The organism is Pedobacter insulae (assembly GCF_900113525.1).
Taxonomy (GTDB): Bacteria; Bacteroidota; Bacteroidia; order Sphingobacteriales; family Sphingobacteriaceae; genus Pedobacter; species Pedobacter insulae.
This window is the reverse complement of the sequence record NZ_FOPP01000008.1, coordinates 130911-146209: the sequence shown is the minus strand read 5'-3', so window position 1 is coordinate 146209 and position 15299 is coordinate 130911. Positions and strand designations below refer to the sequence as shown.

15 protein-coding genes are annotated in these 15299 nt (G+C 37.7%); 6 read left to right on the top strand and 9 right to left on the bottom strand.

The annotated features are described in order from the left end of the window. Positions 1–5: 5 nt before the first annotated feature. The 7 genes from BM207_RS14035 to BM207_RS14005 all read right to left on the bottom strand — a co-directional run bounded on the left by BM207_RS14035 (position 6) and on the right by BM207_RS14005 (position 8892). On the bottom strand, positions 6–707 hold the full coding sequence (locus BM207_RS14035) for an SGNH/GDSL hydrolase family protein (RefSeq protein ID WP_245768119.1): 702 nt from the start codon (positions 705–707) through the stop codon (positions 6–8). Further along, a complete protein-coding gene (locus BM207_RS14030; protein ID WP_090995470.1) occupies positions 694–2253 on the bottom strand; it encodes a serine hydrolase in 1560 nt (519 codons plus the stop codon). Before BM207_RS14030 ends, BM207_RS14035 begins: the two co-directional genes overlap by 14 nt. A 44-nt stretch (positions 2254–2297) precedes the next feature. Continuing rightward, positions 2298–3245 carry a hypothetical protein gene (locus BM207_RS14025; protein WP_090995468.1) on the bottom strand — a complete coding sequence of 316 codons (948 nt, stop codon included), beginning with the start codon at positions 3243–3245 and terminating at the stop codon, positions 2298–2300. A 148-nt stretch (positions 3246–3393) separates the two neighbouring features. Then, positions 3394–4575, bottom strand: coding sequence for a M20 metallopeptidase family protein (locus BM207_RS14020; RefSeq protein ID WP_090995465.1), 1182 nt, complete (start codon positions 4573–4575; stop codon positions 3394–3396). Between the two features lie 47 nt (positions 4576–4622). Continuing rightward, positions 4623–5063: an SPOR domain-containing protein gene (locus BM207_RS14015; protein WP_090995463.1), complete on the bottom strand. Its 441-nt coding sequence runs from the start codon at positions 5061–5063 to the stop codon at positions 4623–4625. A gap of 78 nt (positions 5064–5141) precedes the next feature. Then, entirely contained in the window at positions 5142–8450 is a 3309-nt protein-coding gene (gene secA / locus BM207_RS14010; protein WP_090995459.1) for a preprotein translocase subunit SecA, read from the bottom strand. Between the two features lie 139 nt (positions 8451–8589). Further along, the gene (locus BM207_RS14005) at positions 8590–8892 is read right to left on the bottom strand and encodes a hypothetical protein (RefSeq protein ID WP_090995456.1); all 303 of its coding nucleotides are present in this window, start codon (positions 8890–8892) and stop codon (positions 8590–8592) included. A 231-nt stretch (positions 8893–9123) separates the two neighbouring features. On the opposite strand from BM207_RS14005, the gene BM207_RS14000 reads away from it, so the two are divergent. From BM207_RS14000 to BM207_RS13990, 3 genes are read left to right on the top strand one after another with little or no spacing between them, the layout of a single operon-like run. Then, positions 9124–9678: an NUDIX domain-containing protein gene (locus tag BM207_RS14000; protein WP_090995453.1), complete on the top strand. Its 555-nt coding sequence runs from the start codon at positions 9124–9126 to the stop codon at positions 9676–9678. A gap of 1 nt (position 9679) precedes the next feature. Beyond that, positions 9680–10417, top strand: a complete 738-nt coding sequence (locus tag BM207_RS13995; RefSeq protein WP_090995451.1) for a lysophospholipid acyltransferase family protein — start codon at positions 9680–9682, stop codon at positions 10415–10417. Between the two features lie 2 nt (positions 10418–10419). Then, the gene (locus tag BM207_RS13990; RefSeq protein ID WP_090995448.1) at positions 10420–11298 is read left to right on the top strand and encodes a TraB/GumN family protein; all 879 of its coding nucleotides are present in this window, start codon (positions 10420–10422) and stop codon (positions 11296–11298) included. 4 nt (positions 11299–11302) lie between these two features. Here BM207_RS13990 and BM207_RS13985 read toward each other — a convergent pair whose 3' ends face one another. Both BM207_RS13985 and BM207_RS13980 read right to left on the bottom strand, forming a co-directional pair. Beyond that, on the bottom strand, positions 11303–12031 hold the full coding sequence (locus BM207_RS13985) for a LytR/AlgR family response regulator transcription factor (RefSeq protein ID WP_090995444.1): 729 nt from the start codon (positions 12029–12031) through the stop codon (positions 11303–11305). Beyond that, a complete protein-coding gene (locus tag BM207_RS13980) occupies positions 12028–13059 on the bottom strand; it encodes a sensor histidine kinase (protein WP_090995439.1) in 1032 nt (343 codons plus the stop codon). Before BM207_RS13980 ends, BM207_RS13985 begins: the two co-directional genes overlap by 4 nt. 275 nt (positions 13060–13334) lie before the next feature. On the opposite strand from BM207_RS13980, the gene BM207_RS13975 reads away from it, so the two are divergent. From BM207_RS13975 to BM207_RS13965, 3 genes are read left to right on the top strand one after another with little or no spacing between them, the layout of a single operon-like run. Continuing rightward, entirely contained in the window at positions 13335–13514 is a 180-nt protein-coding gene (locus BM207_RS13975; RefSeq protein ID WP_143095959.1) for a hypothetical protein, read from the top strand. Position 13515: 1 nt separating this feature from the next. After that, a complete protein-coding gene (locus BM207_RS13970; protein WP_090995432.1) occupies positions 13516–14418 on the top strand; it encodes an ABC transporter ATP-binding protein in 903 nt (300 codons plus the stop codon). 2 nt (positions 14419–14420) lie between these two features. Beyond that, entirely contained in the window at positions 14421–15209 is a 789-nt protein-coding gene (locus BM207_RS13965) for an ABC transporter permease (protein ID WP_090995427.1), read from the top strand. Positions 15210–15299 lie beyond the last annotated feature (90 nt).

The following is a 15299-nucleotide window of genomic DNA, read 5'->3' as shown; positions in this document are numbered from 1 at the left end:
TTCACTTACTTGATAAACGGTAGCATTGTATCGGCAACCAACTTATTGCCTACATCATTCAAATGTACTTTATCAGTAGTTAGCACGCCTTTTTCCTGATCCTCTGTATTATTTGCCGCTTCATAATCCATAAATGCTTTTCTTAAATCACACAGTGGAAGATTGTTTTTAGCGGCCAGATCTCTCACTCCAGCAGCATATTTGTTCAGATCAGCATCTACCTCATTGGTCCCCTCTTTTTTCTCGCCAATTACCGTTGGTGTACATAATACGACCTTACTGCCTTTGGCCTGTATTTTATTGATCAATGCCTGATAAAATTTCAGATATTTATCATAATCGGTACCGGTTCTGGCTCCCAACTTATGCCATACATCGTTAATGCCTACATAAATAAAGACTAGGTCAGGTTTTTTATTTAACACATCTTCCTCCAGGCGTAAGTAAAGATCGTAGACTTTATTGCCGCCAATGCCTGCTCCAATTAATTGAAACTTCGTAGAGTCGACTGCTTTTTTCAATTGATTGATATAACCGTTGCCTTTAACTCCTGCCTGTGTAATCGAATCACCAAAGAAGATCACTCTTTTCGCTTGTCTTTGCATAGCTATACATGAAATTAATACAGCAATTGCCACAAAGAAGCTGCTCCACTTTTTAGATTTATAAATTTTTATCTGGCTCATGTTCTCGTTATTTCTTATCATTTAATTTAAAGTCTAGATCTTGAAAGTCAAAACTAAAATCGGTCAAAGGCGAAATTGCCGACATTTTAAATCCATCTGCTTTTGCCTCTGTATTTAAGGTAAAATTCACAAAGGCATCGGCATCCAAACTGCGGTCGTACCATTTTACGATAAAAGTATTACCCTTATAAAAAGTCATATCACCTCTAAGTTTTGGAGAGTTTTTAGCTTGGAAATGCATTTTTCCATTTACCTCACTAATAACAACGTCTCCAAACCATGGATCTTTATAGGTACCGAAATAATTTTTAAGCTCTTGTTTTGTCGTTGAGGATTTTTGCGCTGCATCAATATCAGCCCAAACTTTAGCAACAATATCATCTGCTTCCTTTTCTCTTCTTAGCCTATTGTCGTTATATGTTTTAATCCTATTTTGACCTTTAATACCCAAATACCCGTCTTTAATTGAATTGGTAATGGAATTAAATGCTGCGCCTGATTGCTGATTAGTTAAAACGATAATCCCTAACTTAATATCAGGTATAAGGGTTACCTGCGTTACAATTCCAGATAGGCCGCCGGTGTGCGTTGCCTGAAAATGGCCATTTACATTACTTAAAAACCAACCTAAGCCGTAACTACTAAAACTGGCGGGATTACCACCACTTATAATTGTTTGTGGGGTCCACATTTCTTGATGTACCGCAGGACTGAACAATTGCTGTGTTAAATTATCTCCATACTTTCCGCCGTTTAACATGGCCATCACCCATTTGCTCATATCGGTTACACTTGAGTATATCCCACCTGCAGCATTTGCAATTTCACCAAAGCTCAAGCCTACCGGAAGCAATTTACCCTGATAAGGAGCATGACCATCAATCACGTTTGACTTATCTTTTAAACGATACCAGGAAGCTGCTGTTTTGTTCATCCCCAATGGTTTAATGATTTTTCTTTCGATAAAATCTTCATAGGTTAATCCTGAAACTCTTGCGACAACCTCTCCTGCCACGATGTACATTAAATTATCATAATCGTATTTTGTACGGAATGAAGACACGGGCTTTAAATACCTTAAATTGTGAATAAGTTGTGTTTTATTGACGGTGGACGAGTCGGGCCATATCATTAAATCGCCTGCTCCCAAACCTAAGCCACTTCTATGGGTTAACAAATCCCTTATTGTAAATTCACTTGTTACAAAAGCATCGTACAATTTAAACTCAGGAATGACATCAATTACTTTAGTATCCCAGGTGATCTTTTTCACATCAACCAACATCCCCAGGGCGGCAGCCGTAATGGCCTTGGTATTTGAAGCCACGCCGAATAAAGTATGTTCATCTACCTTCTGATTGGTTTTAATAGACCGAACTCCATACCCCTTTGTGTGGATCACTTTGCCATCTTTAATTACGGCGACGGCAATGCCGGGCACATTAAAAGTACACAAGGTTTGCTCGGCAACACTATCAATTTGTTTAGAAGTTAAGATTTGAGCGTTTAGATTTACTCCCGAAAGGAGTAGAAAAGTCAAAATAGGAAGTTTCAAAAATGACCTCATTGTGTAAGTTTTAAATTGATTTCTAAGATACTAAAAATCACAAACTACTTGCCTTTTCCGAGCTTATAATCTTTATGAACGATTAAAAAACTTGCCCGTTCTTCCTTTTTAAACGGATAATCCCAATTACCTTGATAGGTAATTTTGGTTGGCAATTTGTCTTCGCCAAAATAGCTCATCTCTATATTCATTTGCACATCAAAATCGAATAGCATATTGCTATATTTCATATCCACATATCGTCCTAAGATTTCGAAATTGCGCTTATCGAATATCGTTACCAATTCTTTGATCATCAAACCATCTTTTGTCCAACTGCTCAATCCCGGCTTAACCGCAACCTTGAAACGATAAACAGGAATTGAATCTAAGTAAGTGGCGCTATAAAAAGAGTAATCATAATACTGGCGCATATTGGCGGTAAAAATCTGGGTTTTGTTGCCGATAAAGGGCAGGCCTTTAATGGGTCTTCCAGGATTGAAAATTAACGTCTTCAGTTTGTCCTTATAACTTTCATTAGACCCACCCCCTTTACCACTATTCATAGGTGCGTTCGAAACGAAGTCGGTGTTGTAGGCATTCATAAAAATATAATCGAACATTTCAACGGTATACAATTGATACTTTCCATTCTTTTTATATATCCTACCGTTGTCTTCCTTCACCAGATATTCCATCTTATATGGCCCGTCGTTATTGTGTCGTATTTTACGATAAATCTTTCCATCTACCTTATTACTCTTATCATAGGTATAAATTCTGTTTTCTGCAATGAAGCTATACCGCTTCATATTTCTAAAAGCCTGATAAAAACTAGTGTCGTTGATAATAGCGTCGATAAACGTTTCTATCCCGAACTTCTTTCCCACTATGTTCACTGCCGAATCCAGCCGAATTGTTTTAATTGTATCTGGATTAAAACGAGGGATTTCCTGCGCTTTGGCATTAAAGAAAAAGATTGAAAATATGAACAATAAAAAAGTTTTCTTCATCGACTAGCTTATACAAAAATAATGCCCTGTTTAATTTTCCTTGTCGTCATTGCGAGGTGATGTCCCGTCGATGCGAGGTACGAAGCAATCTGATCACTAGATTGCTTCGTATCTCGCAATGACGGAGCTGCGTAGGCAACCGCTTTCATCAATTCCCTAGTTGCTTCAATGCAATATAAGCCATTAATCCTGTCGACGTTCTTAGTGCATCTTCGTCTATGTCAAAATTAGGTGTATGGACTGAATAAGTCGTTCCTTTGGCAGCATTCCCAGTACCCAATCTATAAAAACATGAATCCGTAACCTGCGAATAATAAGCAAAATCTTCAGCAGCCATCCAAATATCCAGATCGATTACATTTTCTTTACCCAGATAGTCTTGGGCATATTCGATCGCATTGGCTGTGAGTTTTTCCTCATTAATTAAAAAGGGATATCCCCTCATGATATTAAAATCACAAGAACCACCCATGCTTTCTGCAATACCTTCTGCCATTTTTTTCATCAAACGATGAGCCTCATTACGCCATTCTTCATTTAATGTTCTAAATGTACCCTCCAATTTGACCTCGTTGGGAATAATGTTGGTGGCTCCATTTGCGTTTACTTTTCCAAATGACAGCACCGAAGGTAAACGTGGATCTGCATTTCTACTTACTATCTGTTGCAGTGCCACAATGATATGAGCTGTAATTACTACAGGATCTATGTTTTGATGTGGCTGTGCGCCATGACCACCTTTACCATGTACTGTAACGTAAAGTTCATCTGTAGAGGCCATGTAAATACCTGAACGGAAACCCACTTTTCCAGTCTCTATGAGCGGCATTACATGTTGGCCAACCATAGCATGGGGCTTAGGATTTTCTAGCACTCCTTCTTTAATCATGATACTCGCACCACCCGGCAACAATTCTTCAGCTGGCTGGAAAACCAATTTAATTGTTCCGGCAAACTCAGTCTTCAGTTCATTTAAAATATAAGCGGTACCTAATAGGGAAGAGCTGTGCACATCATGACCACAGGCATGCATCACACCTTCATTTTTCGATTTATAAGGCTTATTATTGGTCTCAACTATAGGTAGCGCATCCATATCCGCACGCAGGGCGATGACTTGGTCAGACGGCAATACTCCTTTAATTAAACCCACAACGCCTGTATCTGCCATTTCTTGAAACTCAATGCCCCAAGCTGTTAATTTCTCTTTTATGAATGAAGAAGTTTCATACTCCTTAAAAGAAAGTTCTGGATTTGCATGAATATGCTGACGAAAACCTACCACATCGTTGTAGATTGTAGCTGACAATTTTTGGATTTTTTCCTTCATTCTTTTGTGGTTAATCGGTTACCTGTTTAAACAATTACCATTTTTACCTATTGATTGTCTGCTTCCAACACTGGAGCATTAATTTTTTCCCTGAAAATAAAAAGTGTGGGGAAATTTGAACGCAGTTCGTTTAACAGGTTTTGTGCCTCTAAACGTGTTCTAAAATCCCCAACTCTTAAATAATAGTTAGGTTCTTTATAGGTAATATAGGTATTCAATCGAGGGTACAATGCTTTGAATCTAGCTTGTTCACTAAAAGTTTCCCGACGATCTAAGCCATAAAAAATTTGAACTCGGTAACCCATTTGCGAAACAATAACCGATGATGTTGGATTGGTTGTAGTGGGTCTTTTAGTGTTTAACTCAATCCTTTTAGCAATTAAACTGTCAATTAAAGGGTCTTTTAAAATAGTTACTTTGCCTTTTGTTTGAGCAAAAGTCGCCGTTCCTATAAACAAAACCAAAATAAAGAGTAGCAGCTTTTTCATTGCTAGCAAAAATCGGCATAATTGACGGGGAATACAAATAAAAAAGGCCTTAACTTTCGTTAAGGCCTTACGGCATTTTTATGCATTTGCGCCGTGACAGTTTTTAAACTTTTTACCACTGCCACATGGACATGGCTCATTTCTTCCCACAGTTACTTCTTTACGGATGGGCTGCTGTGGAACAAATTCTCTCGTATCTTCCATAGGCATCGCAGCACTGCCAGCTTGTCCATATTCTGGCTTTGAAGTACGTAGTTGTGGCTGCTCACGCTTAGGTGCTCTTGCTTCCCTTACTTCATCAGCCTCTTGATGAATAGGAATGCCTCCCTTATACAGGAACCCGACAACTTCCTTATTGATCACATTCAGCATGCTTTTAAACAAGTTAAACGCCTCCATTTTATAAATAATCAATGGATCCTTTTGCTCATAAACAGCATTTTGAACCGACTGTTTTAATTCATCCATCTCACGTAGATGTTCTTTCCAACTATCATCAATTAATGCCAAAATAATGGTCTTTTCAAAAGCCTTAGTTACTTCACGACCGTTGTTTGCGATTGCCTTTTTCAAATCGACCGGCACATTAATTTGGCGAATACCATCGGTAAATGGAACCACTACCTGTTCAATCTGCTCTCCACGTTCCGCAAAAACCTGTCTTAGTACCTGCATAGATTGATTCATGATGCCTTCAGATTTCCGGGCATAGAATTCGGTTACTTCTTCAAATAAGCGATCGGTTAAATGATGGATATTCTTCGAGTTGAATTCTTCTTCTGTAATGGTTGTATCCGAAGAAAAATTTCTAATTACTTCAAGTTTAAACCCTTCATAATTCGAAACTTCTTTATATTCGGTCACCACATCTTCAGCTACATCGAACACCATGTTATTCATGTCTACATCCAAACGGTCACCAAATAGAGCATTCCTACGTTTTGAATAAATTACCGAACGTTGAGAGTTCATTACATCATCATATTCCAACAAACGCTTACGTACACCAAAGTTATTCTCCTCTACTTTCTTTTGTGCACGTTCAATAGAATTGGTAATCATCGAATGCTGAATTACTTCACCATCTTCAATACCCATTTTCACCATGATATTAGAAATACGTTCTGAACCAAATAAACGCATTAAATTATCCTCTAACGAGACAAAGAACTGCGAAGTTCCCGGGTCGCCCTGGCGACCAGCACGACCACGCAACTGCCTATCAACCCGACGAGATTCGTGACGCTCCGTACCGATGATCGCCAAACCACCGGCCTCTTTTACACCCTCTCCCAATTTAATATCCGTACCACGACCTGCCATGTTGGTCGCAATTGTTACCGTTCCTGCTTTACCAGCTTCAGCAACAATATCAGCCTCTTTTTGGTGCATCTTAGCATTCAACACATTGTGTTTAATACCACGAAGCTTCAGCATGCGGCTTAATAATTCCGAAATTTCAACAGAAGTGGTACCTACTAAAACTGGTCTGCCGGCCTCTGTTAATTTACCTATTTCTTCCGCTACCGCATTATACTTCTCGCGAATAGTACGATATACATAATCTTGCTGATCTTTTCTGGCCATCACGCGATTGGTAGGTATTTCTACAACGTCCAATTTGTAAATTGACCAAAATTCACCCGCTTCAGTAGTAGCAGTACCGGTCATACCACAAAGCTTATGGTACATCCTGAAGAAGTTCTGCAACGTTACTGTAGCATAAGTTTGTGACGCATCCTCTACCTTCACATTCTCTTTCGCTTCAATTGCCTGATGCAAACCGTCAGAATAACGGCGACCATCCATGATACGGCCTGTTTGCTCATCTACGATTTTAATCTTTCCCTCGTCAATGATATATTCAACATCAATTTCGAACAAAGTATAGGCTTTTAGCAATTGGTTTACAGAGTGGATACGTTCTGCTTTAACAGCATAATCACGCATTAAGCTATCTTTCTGAGCAACTTTCTCTTCATTACTTAATGAAGATTTTTCTATCTCAGCAATTTCAGTTCCTACATCAGGTAATACAAAGAAACTAGAATCTTCCCCTTGTTGGGTAATCAATTCTATACCTTTCTCGGTTAGCTCAACCTGATTATTTTTTTCATCAATATAAAAGAACAATTCCGAATCTACCTTAGGCATATTCTTCGACTGGTCAGCCATATAATGATTTTCCGTTTTAAGTAAAGTCTGTCTAACGCCACCCTCACTCAAAAATTTAATTAACGCTTTATTCTTAGGCAAACCACGATGCGCACGCAAAAGGGCTAAACCTCCCTCACCTTCTTCAGCTCCCGCTTTACCATCATTAATTAATTTCTTAGCCTCATTCAAAGCTTGTGTAACGTAAGCTTTTTGCGCATTCACTAAACGCTCAATCCGTGGCTTTAGCTCATGAAACTCATGTTGATCGCCAAATGGAACCGGTCCAGAAATAATCAAGGGAGTTCTCGCATCATCAATTAACACTGAATCGACCTCATCAACCATGGCAAAGTGAAGTTTTCGCTGTACTAGCTGATCAGGCGTTTGCGACATATTATCGCGCAAATAATCGAAACCAAATTCGTTATTGGTACCGTAAGTAATATCAGCTAAATAAGCATCCCTCCGCTCTTGTGAATTAGGTTGGTGCTTGTCGATACAATCTACTCTTAAACCATGAAACTCAAACAAAGGACCATTCCATTCCGAGTCACGACGTGCCAGGTAATCATTCACTGTTACGATGTGCACACCTTGCCCCGCTAGGGCATTTAAATAAGCTGGTAAGGTACTTACTAAAGTTTTACCCTCTCCTGTAGCCATCTCAGCGATTTTACCACCATGTAAAACCATACCACCTATCAACTGTACATCATAATGCACCATGTTCCACGACACTTCAGTTCCAGCCGCGTCCCATTTATTAGCCCAGAAAGCTTTATCGCCAACAATTTTTACATTGCTTTTCCGTGCCGCATAATCTCTATCATAAGCTGTTGCCGTAACTTCTAAGGTATCATTTTCACTTAACCTGCGAGATGTTTCTTTCACCACTGCAAATGCTGCAGGTAAAATTTGTTGCAATATTTTTTCAAGCTCAACATCGCGTTCTTTTGCTAAAGCATCTACCTCTTCATATAAAGCAGTTTTTTCGGGCAATGATAAATCAGGGTTTTCTGCCTTCAGCTTAGTAGCTTCAACTTTGGCATCAATATCAGCCACAGCCGCCGCAATGGTTGCTTTAAATTCTATTGTTTTATGACGTAATTCATCATTACTTAATGACGAAAGTTTTGCGTATTCTTCGTTAATCTCGAGAACCAGAGGTTGTAAAACCTTAATGTCTCGTTCTGACTTACTTCCAAATATCTTGGTTAAAAATCCTAACATGGGTATTTATATTTATTATTTAAAAAATGTTTAGTTCACAACAACCAAGCCATACTTATTAAGTCAACTTGGCAGTTCTATGGGAATGGAAAAGCGTAAAAGGCACTATTTTCATAGCGTTGCTTTTTGGTTTCGAAAACTAAGGGCTTTTATTGTTTGGTTTGCTCACTACAATTAAATCGCTCACATTTTGATCTTGCAAGCGGTATCGCGTAGTCCGGATTTCAGAACGAGTGCCTATTAAGGCAAGTTCACTCGAAGTTAAAAAATAAGTACTCAGCTCATCATTTAACGGATTTGCCTGTTGAGTAAACTTTTGCACAGAAACTTGTTGCTGACTGCAATAGCCTTCGGTTATTAACCTAAGTCCTTCAGCTCTATCAGCCTTGGCAAGCTGTGTTAAGCTAAAAAATACAAGCGATATGGCAACAAAGTGTTTCATTTCTAGCGGCAAAGCTACTTTTAATCTTTTACATATAGAAATATAAGCGCATTTTATCCAGACTTCACAAGTCGGGATGCGGGGTAGTGCAGGAATAATGCAGGATTAGATCTCCCCCGTGCGGGATTCGACTTGCGAAGTCGGCTAGGAGTTGGGCGACTTACGAAGTCGGTTGGGGAGTCGGATGGGATTTCAACTTTGTACTCCATAGCAAAATTCTTATCTTGCACCATGAGTTTGGACAGCCCTTGGAAGATTTTAAAAAGTAATCAGATTTACGATAATGCTTGGATTAAATTAACCGAACATCAGGTAATCAATCCCGCAGGCGGACAAGGAATTTACGGCGAAGTACATTTCAAGAACCTCGCAATTGGAGTCGTAGTACTTGATGAAGATTATAACACATGGTTAGTTGGACAATATCGCTTCCCACTAAAAGCTTATAGTTGGGAAATTCCCGAGGGCGGCGGCTTGCATACCGTAGACCCCATGTTAAGTGCAAAAAGAGAATTGCAGGAAGAAACCGGAATAATTGCCACTAAATTTACGGAAATTCAAAAAATGCACCTTTCTAATTCTGTAACTGATGAAATGGCCATCATTTATATAGCGCAAGATCTGCAAATAGGCGACTCCTCTCCAGAAGAAACCGAAGAATTAGTAGTGCGTAAGTTGGCTTTTGACGAAGCCTATCAAATGGTAATGACAGGCGAAATTACGGATAGCATGAGCGTTGCAGGGATTTTAAAAACAAAAATATTAATTGAACAAGGGAAAATTTAACATGAAGTTTTTAGGCTACCTCTTAGGATCTATATTCCACTTTTTTTTCTTCCTGTTTCTATGCATTTTTCAACCAATTCAATGGATTAGTTATCGTCTTTTTGGTTATAAAGCACATAAGGCTTCTGTAGATGTTTTAAATTTCTTTTTAACTTATTGCAATTGGCTACTTTTAAATTCGGTTACTTTTAAAAATGAAGAAGATCTACCATTAAACCAGCCCATTATTTTTATCGCCAATCATCAAAGCATGTACGACATTCCTGCGCTAATATGGTACTTACGGCGTTATCATCCAAAATTCATCTCCAAAATAGAACTTACCAAAGGTATCCCATCCATTTCTTTTAATCTTAAATATGGAGGGGGGGCCAATATCGACAGAAAGGACAGTAAGCAGTCGGTTTCGGAAATCATTAAACTAGGAAGGAGAATGAAAGAGCATAACTGGAGTGCAGTGATATTTGCGGAAGGTACCAGGGCAAAAGATGGGAAGATGAGATCATTTCATGTTGGCGGAATTGCCACACTGCTAAAAGTTGTACCACATGCGCTGATCGTACCTGTAGCAATCGAAAATTCCTGGAAAATTGTACGCCATGGCAAGCTTCCGTTAGCGGTTGGAAACGCCGTACAATGGACGGTTTTAAAACCAATAGATAAAACAGATAAAAGTGCTGAAGAAATCACTTTGGCTGCAGAGCATGCAATACGTCTGCAATTAAAACAAACAATTTGATTATGAGAATTTTAGTTTACCTTATTATCAGCTTTTTAAGTATTGGTGCAAACAGCAAAGCCCAATCAAAAAAAGCCGAAAACTCGCTGCTTTGGGAAATTTCAGGAAAAGGTTTAAGAAAATCATCCTACCTATTCGGCACCTACCATTTTGCTGGTAAAGATTTTATAGATACGATGAAAGTTCTTCAATCAAAATTAGCAATGGCCGATGCCATAGTGGGCGAAATTATTATAGATAAAAGCATGGCTGGAAAGTTAATACCTTATATGCTGATGAAAAATAATTTCCTCGATAAACTGCTCACTGCTGAACAATATGAATTGGTGGCCAGTCATTTGAAAAAGATTTCCGGTTATGACCTTAAAATGTTCAATTCAATGAAACCAGTCGCGGTGCAAATGACCATGTTACAATTTACAGCACCTAAAACCATCAGCGAAACTAATCCTGCGCTAGACCAATATATACAGGATTATGGGAAAGCCAATAATAAACTGATAATTGGGCTCGAAACGATAGAAGATCAGGCCCGTGTATTATTCGGAAATAGCCTTGAAAGACAAAAAGAGTTGCTTTTAAAAGGTGTTAAGGAGGAAGAAAAGAATAAAAATGAAAGCCAAATATTGTATAACAACTACATTGCTCAAAACTTGGAAGAATTAGCAAAGCTTTTTGCAAAAATGGATAGCTATAACAAGGATGAACTGGATCAGCTATTAAAAAATCGCAACATAAAATGGATCGCTCAAATGCCAGGTTTAATGGAAAACCAAAGCTTATTTATCGCTGTAGGTGCAGGTCATTTATTGGGTAATGACGGTTTGATAAAAAGGTTGAGAACTTTGGGTTATACCGTAAGGCCCTTGGCAACCAATTAGCAAATTAAACATTCTTTCCCTCAATTAATTTAAAAAACTCATCTCTATAGGTATCTCCTATGGGGATAATCTTTCCTGCTATCGAAATACGACTTCGCTCAATACTTTCTATCTTATCCAATGAGATGATATAGGATTTGTGAACCCTAATAAACTCCCCTTTCGGCAATGTTTCTTCCATCTTTTTCATGTTCTGCAAGGTGATGATGCGCTCGTTCTTTGTGAATATAGAAATATAATCCTTTAAACCTTCGATGTACAAAATGTCGTCCAACTGTATTTTTTGAATCTTATGTTCAGTTTTTACGAATATGAAGTCCTGCGCAGCTACTGTATTTTGTGGTGTTTCAACAACGGGTAAAACAACCTCCTCTTTTTGCATTTGGTTGCGTACTTTTTCCACTGCTTTATAAAAGCGGTCGAACGCTATCGGTTTTAGTAAATAGTCTGAAACGTTCAAATCATAGCTCTCTAACGCATATTGAGAATAAGCGGTAGTTAAAATGTAATTAGACTTCCCACTCGCAATTTTTAGAAATTGAATACCGGTTAAATCAGGCATCTGGATATCTAAAAAAACAAGATCAATTCCTCCGGCTTGCACCATTTGCAGAGCCTCAATCGCATTTTCTGTACGTTTAACTAGTTCTAAAAATGGAACTTTAGCAATATAATCTTCAATAATATCGAGCGCTAGTGGCTCGTCATCAACAGCAATACATTTTAATATCATATATCTAACATCAATTCACTTGTATAATGGGTAGCCGAATTTACAATATTTAATTTATATCGATCTGGATATAACAACTGTAATCTTCTCTCAACGTTGTTTAATCCCACTCCACCCATGGCATCCTTATTTGTTTTACTTTTTTTATTGGTAATGCTAAAATGCAAAATTTTCTGATTAGCAATAATATTAATTCTAATCGGATCCTGGGGATCATTAGCCACTCCATGCTTAAATGCATTTTCAACGAAAGAAATTAAAATCAAAGGAACGATATGTTGGGCATCGATCTCGCCATTTAATGTTAGCTCTACCGCCGCACCATCTTTAAATCTTAATTTCTGCAATTCAATATAACTTTGTACATACTCAACCTCCTTACTCAATGCTACCCAACTGTCGTTACTCTCGTAAATCATATAGCGCATAATTTCTGAAAGCTTCAAAATAGCATCCGCAGTTTTATCAGATTTCTGATACGCTAGCGAATAAATGTTGTTTAAAGAATTAAATAAAAAGTGAGGATTTAATTGAGACTTTAAAAATTGAAGCTCCATGTCCTTTTTCTGACTTTCTAGGTTACGCTGGACCCGTTCATTGGAAAACCAGTCTGTTGCAAATTTTAATAATGAACTAGTGACTACGAAAAATCCAGAGGTAAAAAAAGTCTGACCTATATAATGACTATACTCGGTATACTGGAGTTTTCCAGCACGGTCTGTATACTGCAAAACTATATCGGGGTAGAGTACTGCAATCCCGGTCTTGATTACCACCGCAACAGCAACTAATCCAAAAATTAAAAAAAGATAGAGCCAGGATTTTTGGCGCTTCTTAATGATGTCCGGAATTAAAATTAATGAATTGATATAAAACAAGGAGACATTAATAATACCATAATAGCCAAATGTTACCCATAGTTCGAACCAAGTTGCTTTGATAGAACTGTTCAGAATACGCAGCACGATCAACGCCAAAATAAACAGCCAAAATAAAAGATTTACAATTACCGCACCTTTGCTTTTCATCTTTTTAAAAATTATTAATGCCTTTAAGTATATCCAAAATAACTAATAGTATGTTTTTTTAACGCTACTTTCGACGAACTGGCTTTTTTATTCTACCAAATGGCCAAATCTGGCAACGAGTTATAAAACTACTCATTTTAGGCGTTTATCTAGAATAAAATGCACTTTGTCTAAAACATTTTAGCATGTTTTATTTAATTATTCTATTTGTTCAACAAAACAAAAACAAGTTAGAACCACACAGTATCAAGACCAAAACAAAAATAGAAAAGACCATGAAAAAATTATCAAACATATCGCCGTTTATCCTTTTATTAGTTCCAGTATTTGTAATGATGGTATTAGCTTTTGCAACAGCAACGACTAATATTAGTCAAAATGAAGTAGCCGCCTTAAAAAGTGCACCTTCAGCTACCGGAAGTATCATCAAAGCAACTACTGCAATTATCAAATAAGATGAGTAACCTCGCAATAGAAACGGTAGGGCTAACCTATAATTTCGGTACTCAAACCGTAGTTAAAAACTTATCATTACAAGTACCTAAAGGAAGCATCTACGGTTTCTTAGGTCCGAATGGCGCTGGCAAGACCACTACCATCAAAATTTTGCTGAACCTGTTAAAGTCTCCAAGTGACCAGGTTTTCATTTTTGGAAGAGACATCAACACTAACCGCATTGCCAGTTTAAAACGGATGGGTGCTTTAGTTGAGCAGCCTGCCATATATGGTCATTTAAGTGGCAAAGAAAACTTGGTTAACCGCTGCCTGTTACTAGGAATAAAAAAAAATAAGGTTGCCGAAATGTTAAGCTTAGTTGGCTTAACAGACGCTGCTAACAAAAAAGCTGGCAAATATTCCCTAGGAATGAAACAACGCTTAGGCATAGCCTTGGCTTTAGTATCAGACCCGGAATTGTTGTTACTAGATGAGCCTACCAATGGATTAGATCCTAACGGTATTATTGAAATCAGAAACTTGATGATTGAGTTAGCAACAAAACATCAAAAAACCATTTTGGTTTCGAGCCATTTATTAGCAGAAATTGAAAGGACAGCTACCCATGTGGGAATCATTAACAAAGGTGAACTTTTATTTCAGGGAACGATAAATGAGTTGCATGATCTTTCTAAACCAACTGTCAAGGTAGAAGTAGATGATATTGAAAAAACGATAGCGCTATTGGGACCGACTGAAATCCTTCAACAAAAAGGGAGTACCGTTACCATACCTTTCCAAAGCAGAGAAGATATGGCCAATCTCAATACGTTATTAGTGCAAAACGGCATTAAGGTATACACCATTGGCACTGAAAGAAAAGACCTTGAAAATTTATTCTTAGACATTACTTCAAAAAATTAGTTATGCGCTCACTACTTGTTTCATTAACATCAGAATTTTACAAATCGAGAAAAACACTTGCCTTTTGGAGTGCCATTTTATTACCCTTGGTAATTTGTATACTCATGAGCTGGGGTTTTATTTCACAGGAAACCAAACTAGCAAACGATCCCGCTCAAGTTCTTTGGTTTAGATATATATCTGCAATCTTAGGTGTTATGGGGGTATTGCTATTACCTGTTTTGGTGATTTATAACACCTATGCTATTACGAATATGGAATATAAAGGGGATACTTGGAAAAGCTTGTTTTCCTTACCTCTTTCGAAATTCTCTGTCTACACAAGCAAATACATTTACATCGTATTTTTAACTTTTATAACGATGTTTTTATTTGCTATTTTCATTATTGGCTCGGGGCATATGATCGAGCTCATAAAGCCCACATTAGAATTTGGAGATTACAATCCTAACACTATTATTGTCAAGTTTTTCGGGAAATTATTTTTATCCTCATTAGGTATTATTTCTATTCAATTTTTAATGAACTTGATGTGGAATGACTTTTTAAAACCTTTCGGAATTGGCTTCCTATTAACTATTATGGGAATTATTACCGCCAACGTAGGTTGGAAATATGTAGATTATCTACCTTACGCCTATCCAAATTTAACGGTAACGAAAATTATGACCAGTAAGGGCGACATCACCAAAATGATAGTATTTGACCAAGGAATTTACAATAGTATGATTTGCGCAGCTGTAGTATTTATTTTAGGCTATTTTATTGTGGCGAAAAAAACAATCAAGTAAATCTTTTACCCACCCTTTATCTAAAAGCGCTAGCACTTTAATTAATTTACCCATCTGTTGAGGAAGATTCTCAATGGTTGGATAAATTTT

What these genes read in the sequence shown, in the direction of transcription:
- BM207_RS13980 (WP_090995439.1), bottom strand. Translation starts at nt 13,059, where the DNA reads ATGAAAAGCAAAGGTGCGGTAATTGTAAATCTTTTATTTTGGCTGTTT.
- BM207_RS14005 (WP_090995456.1), bottom strand. Translation starts at nt 8,892, where the DNA reads ATGAAACACTTTGTTGCCATATCGCTTGTATTTTTTAGCTTAACACAG.
- BM207_RS13970 (WP_090995432.1), top strand. Translation starts at nt 13,516, where the DNA reads ATGAGTAACCTCGCAATAGAAACGGTAGGGCTAACCTATAATTTCGGT.
- BM207_RS13985 (WP_090995444.1), bottom strand. Translation starts at nt 12,031, where the DNA reads ATGATATTAAAATGTATTGCTGTTGATGACGAGCCACTAGCGCTCGAT.
- BM207_RS13995 (WP_090995451.1), top strand. Translation starts at nt 9,680, where the DNA reads ATGAAGTTTTTAGGCTACCTCTTAGGATCTATATTCCACTTTTTTTTC.
- BM207_RS13975 (WP_143095959.1), top strand. Translation starts at nt 13,335, where the DNA reads ATGAAAAAATTATCAAACATATCGCCGTTTATCCTTTTATTAGTTCCA.
- BM207_RS13990 (WP_090995448.1), top strand. Translation starts at nt 10,420, where the DNA reads ATGAGAATTTTAGTTTACCTTATTATCAGCTTTTTAAGTATTGGTGCA.
- BM207_RS14000 (WP_090995453.1), top strand. Translation starts at nt 9,124, where the DNA reads ATGAGTTTGGACAGCCCTTGGAAGATTTTAAAAAGTAATCAGATTTAC.
- BM207_RS14015 (WP_090995463.1), bottom strand. Translation starts at nt 5,063, where the DNA reads ATGAAAAAGCTGCTACTCTTTATTTTGGTTTTGTTTATAGGAACGGCG.
- BM207_RS14035 (WP_245768119.1), bottom strand. Translation starts at nt 707, where the DNA reads ATGATAAGAAATAACGAGAACATGAGCCAGATAAAAATTTATAAATCT.
- BM207_RS14025 (WP_090995468.1), bottom strand. Translation starts at nt 3,245, where the DNA reads ATGAAGAAAACTTTTTTATTGTTCATATTTTCAATCTTTTTCTTTAAT.
- secA (WP_090995459.1), bottom strand. Translation starts at nt 8,450, where the DNA reads ATGTTAGGATTTTTAACCAAGATATTTGGAAGTAAGTCAGAACGAGAC.
- BM207_RS14020 (WP_090995465.1), bottom strand. Translation starts at nt 4,575, where the DNA reads ATGAAGGAAAAAATCCAAAAATTGTCAGCTACAATCTACAACGATGTG.
- BM207_RS14030 (WP_090995470.1), bottom strand. Translation starts at nt 2,253, where the DNA reads ATGAGGTCATTTTTGAAACTTCCTATTTTGACTTTTCTACTCCTTTCG.
- BM207_RS13965 (WP_090995427.1), top strand. Translation starts at nt 14,421, where the DNA reads ATGCGCTCACTACTTGTTTCATTAACATCAGAATTTTACAAATCGAGA.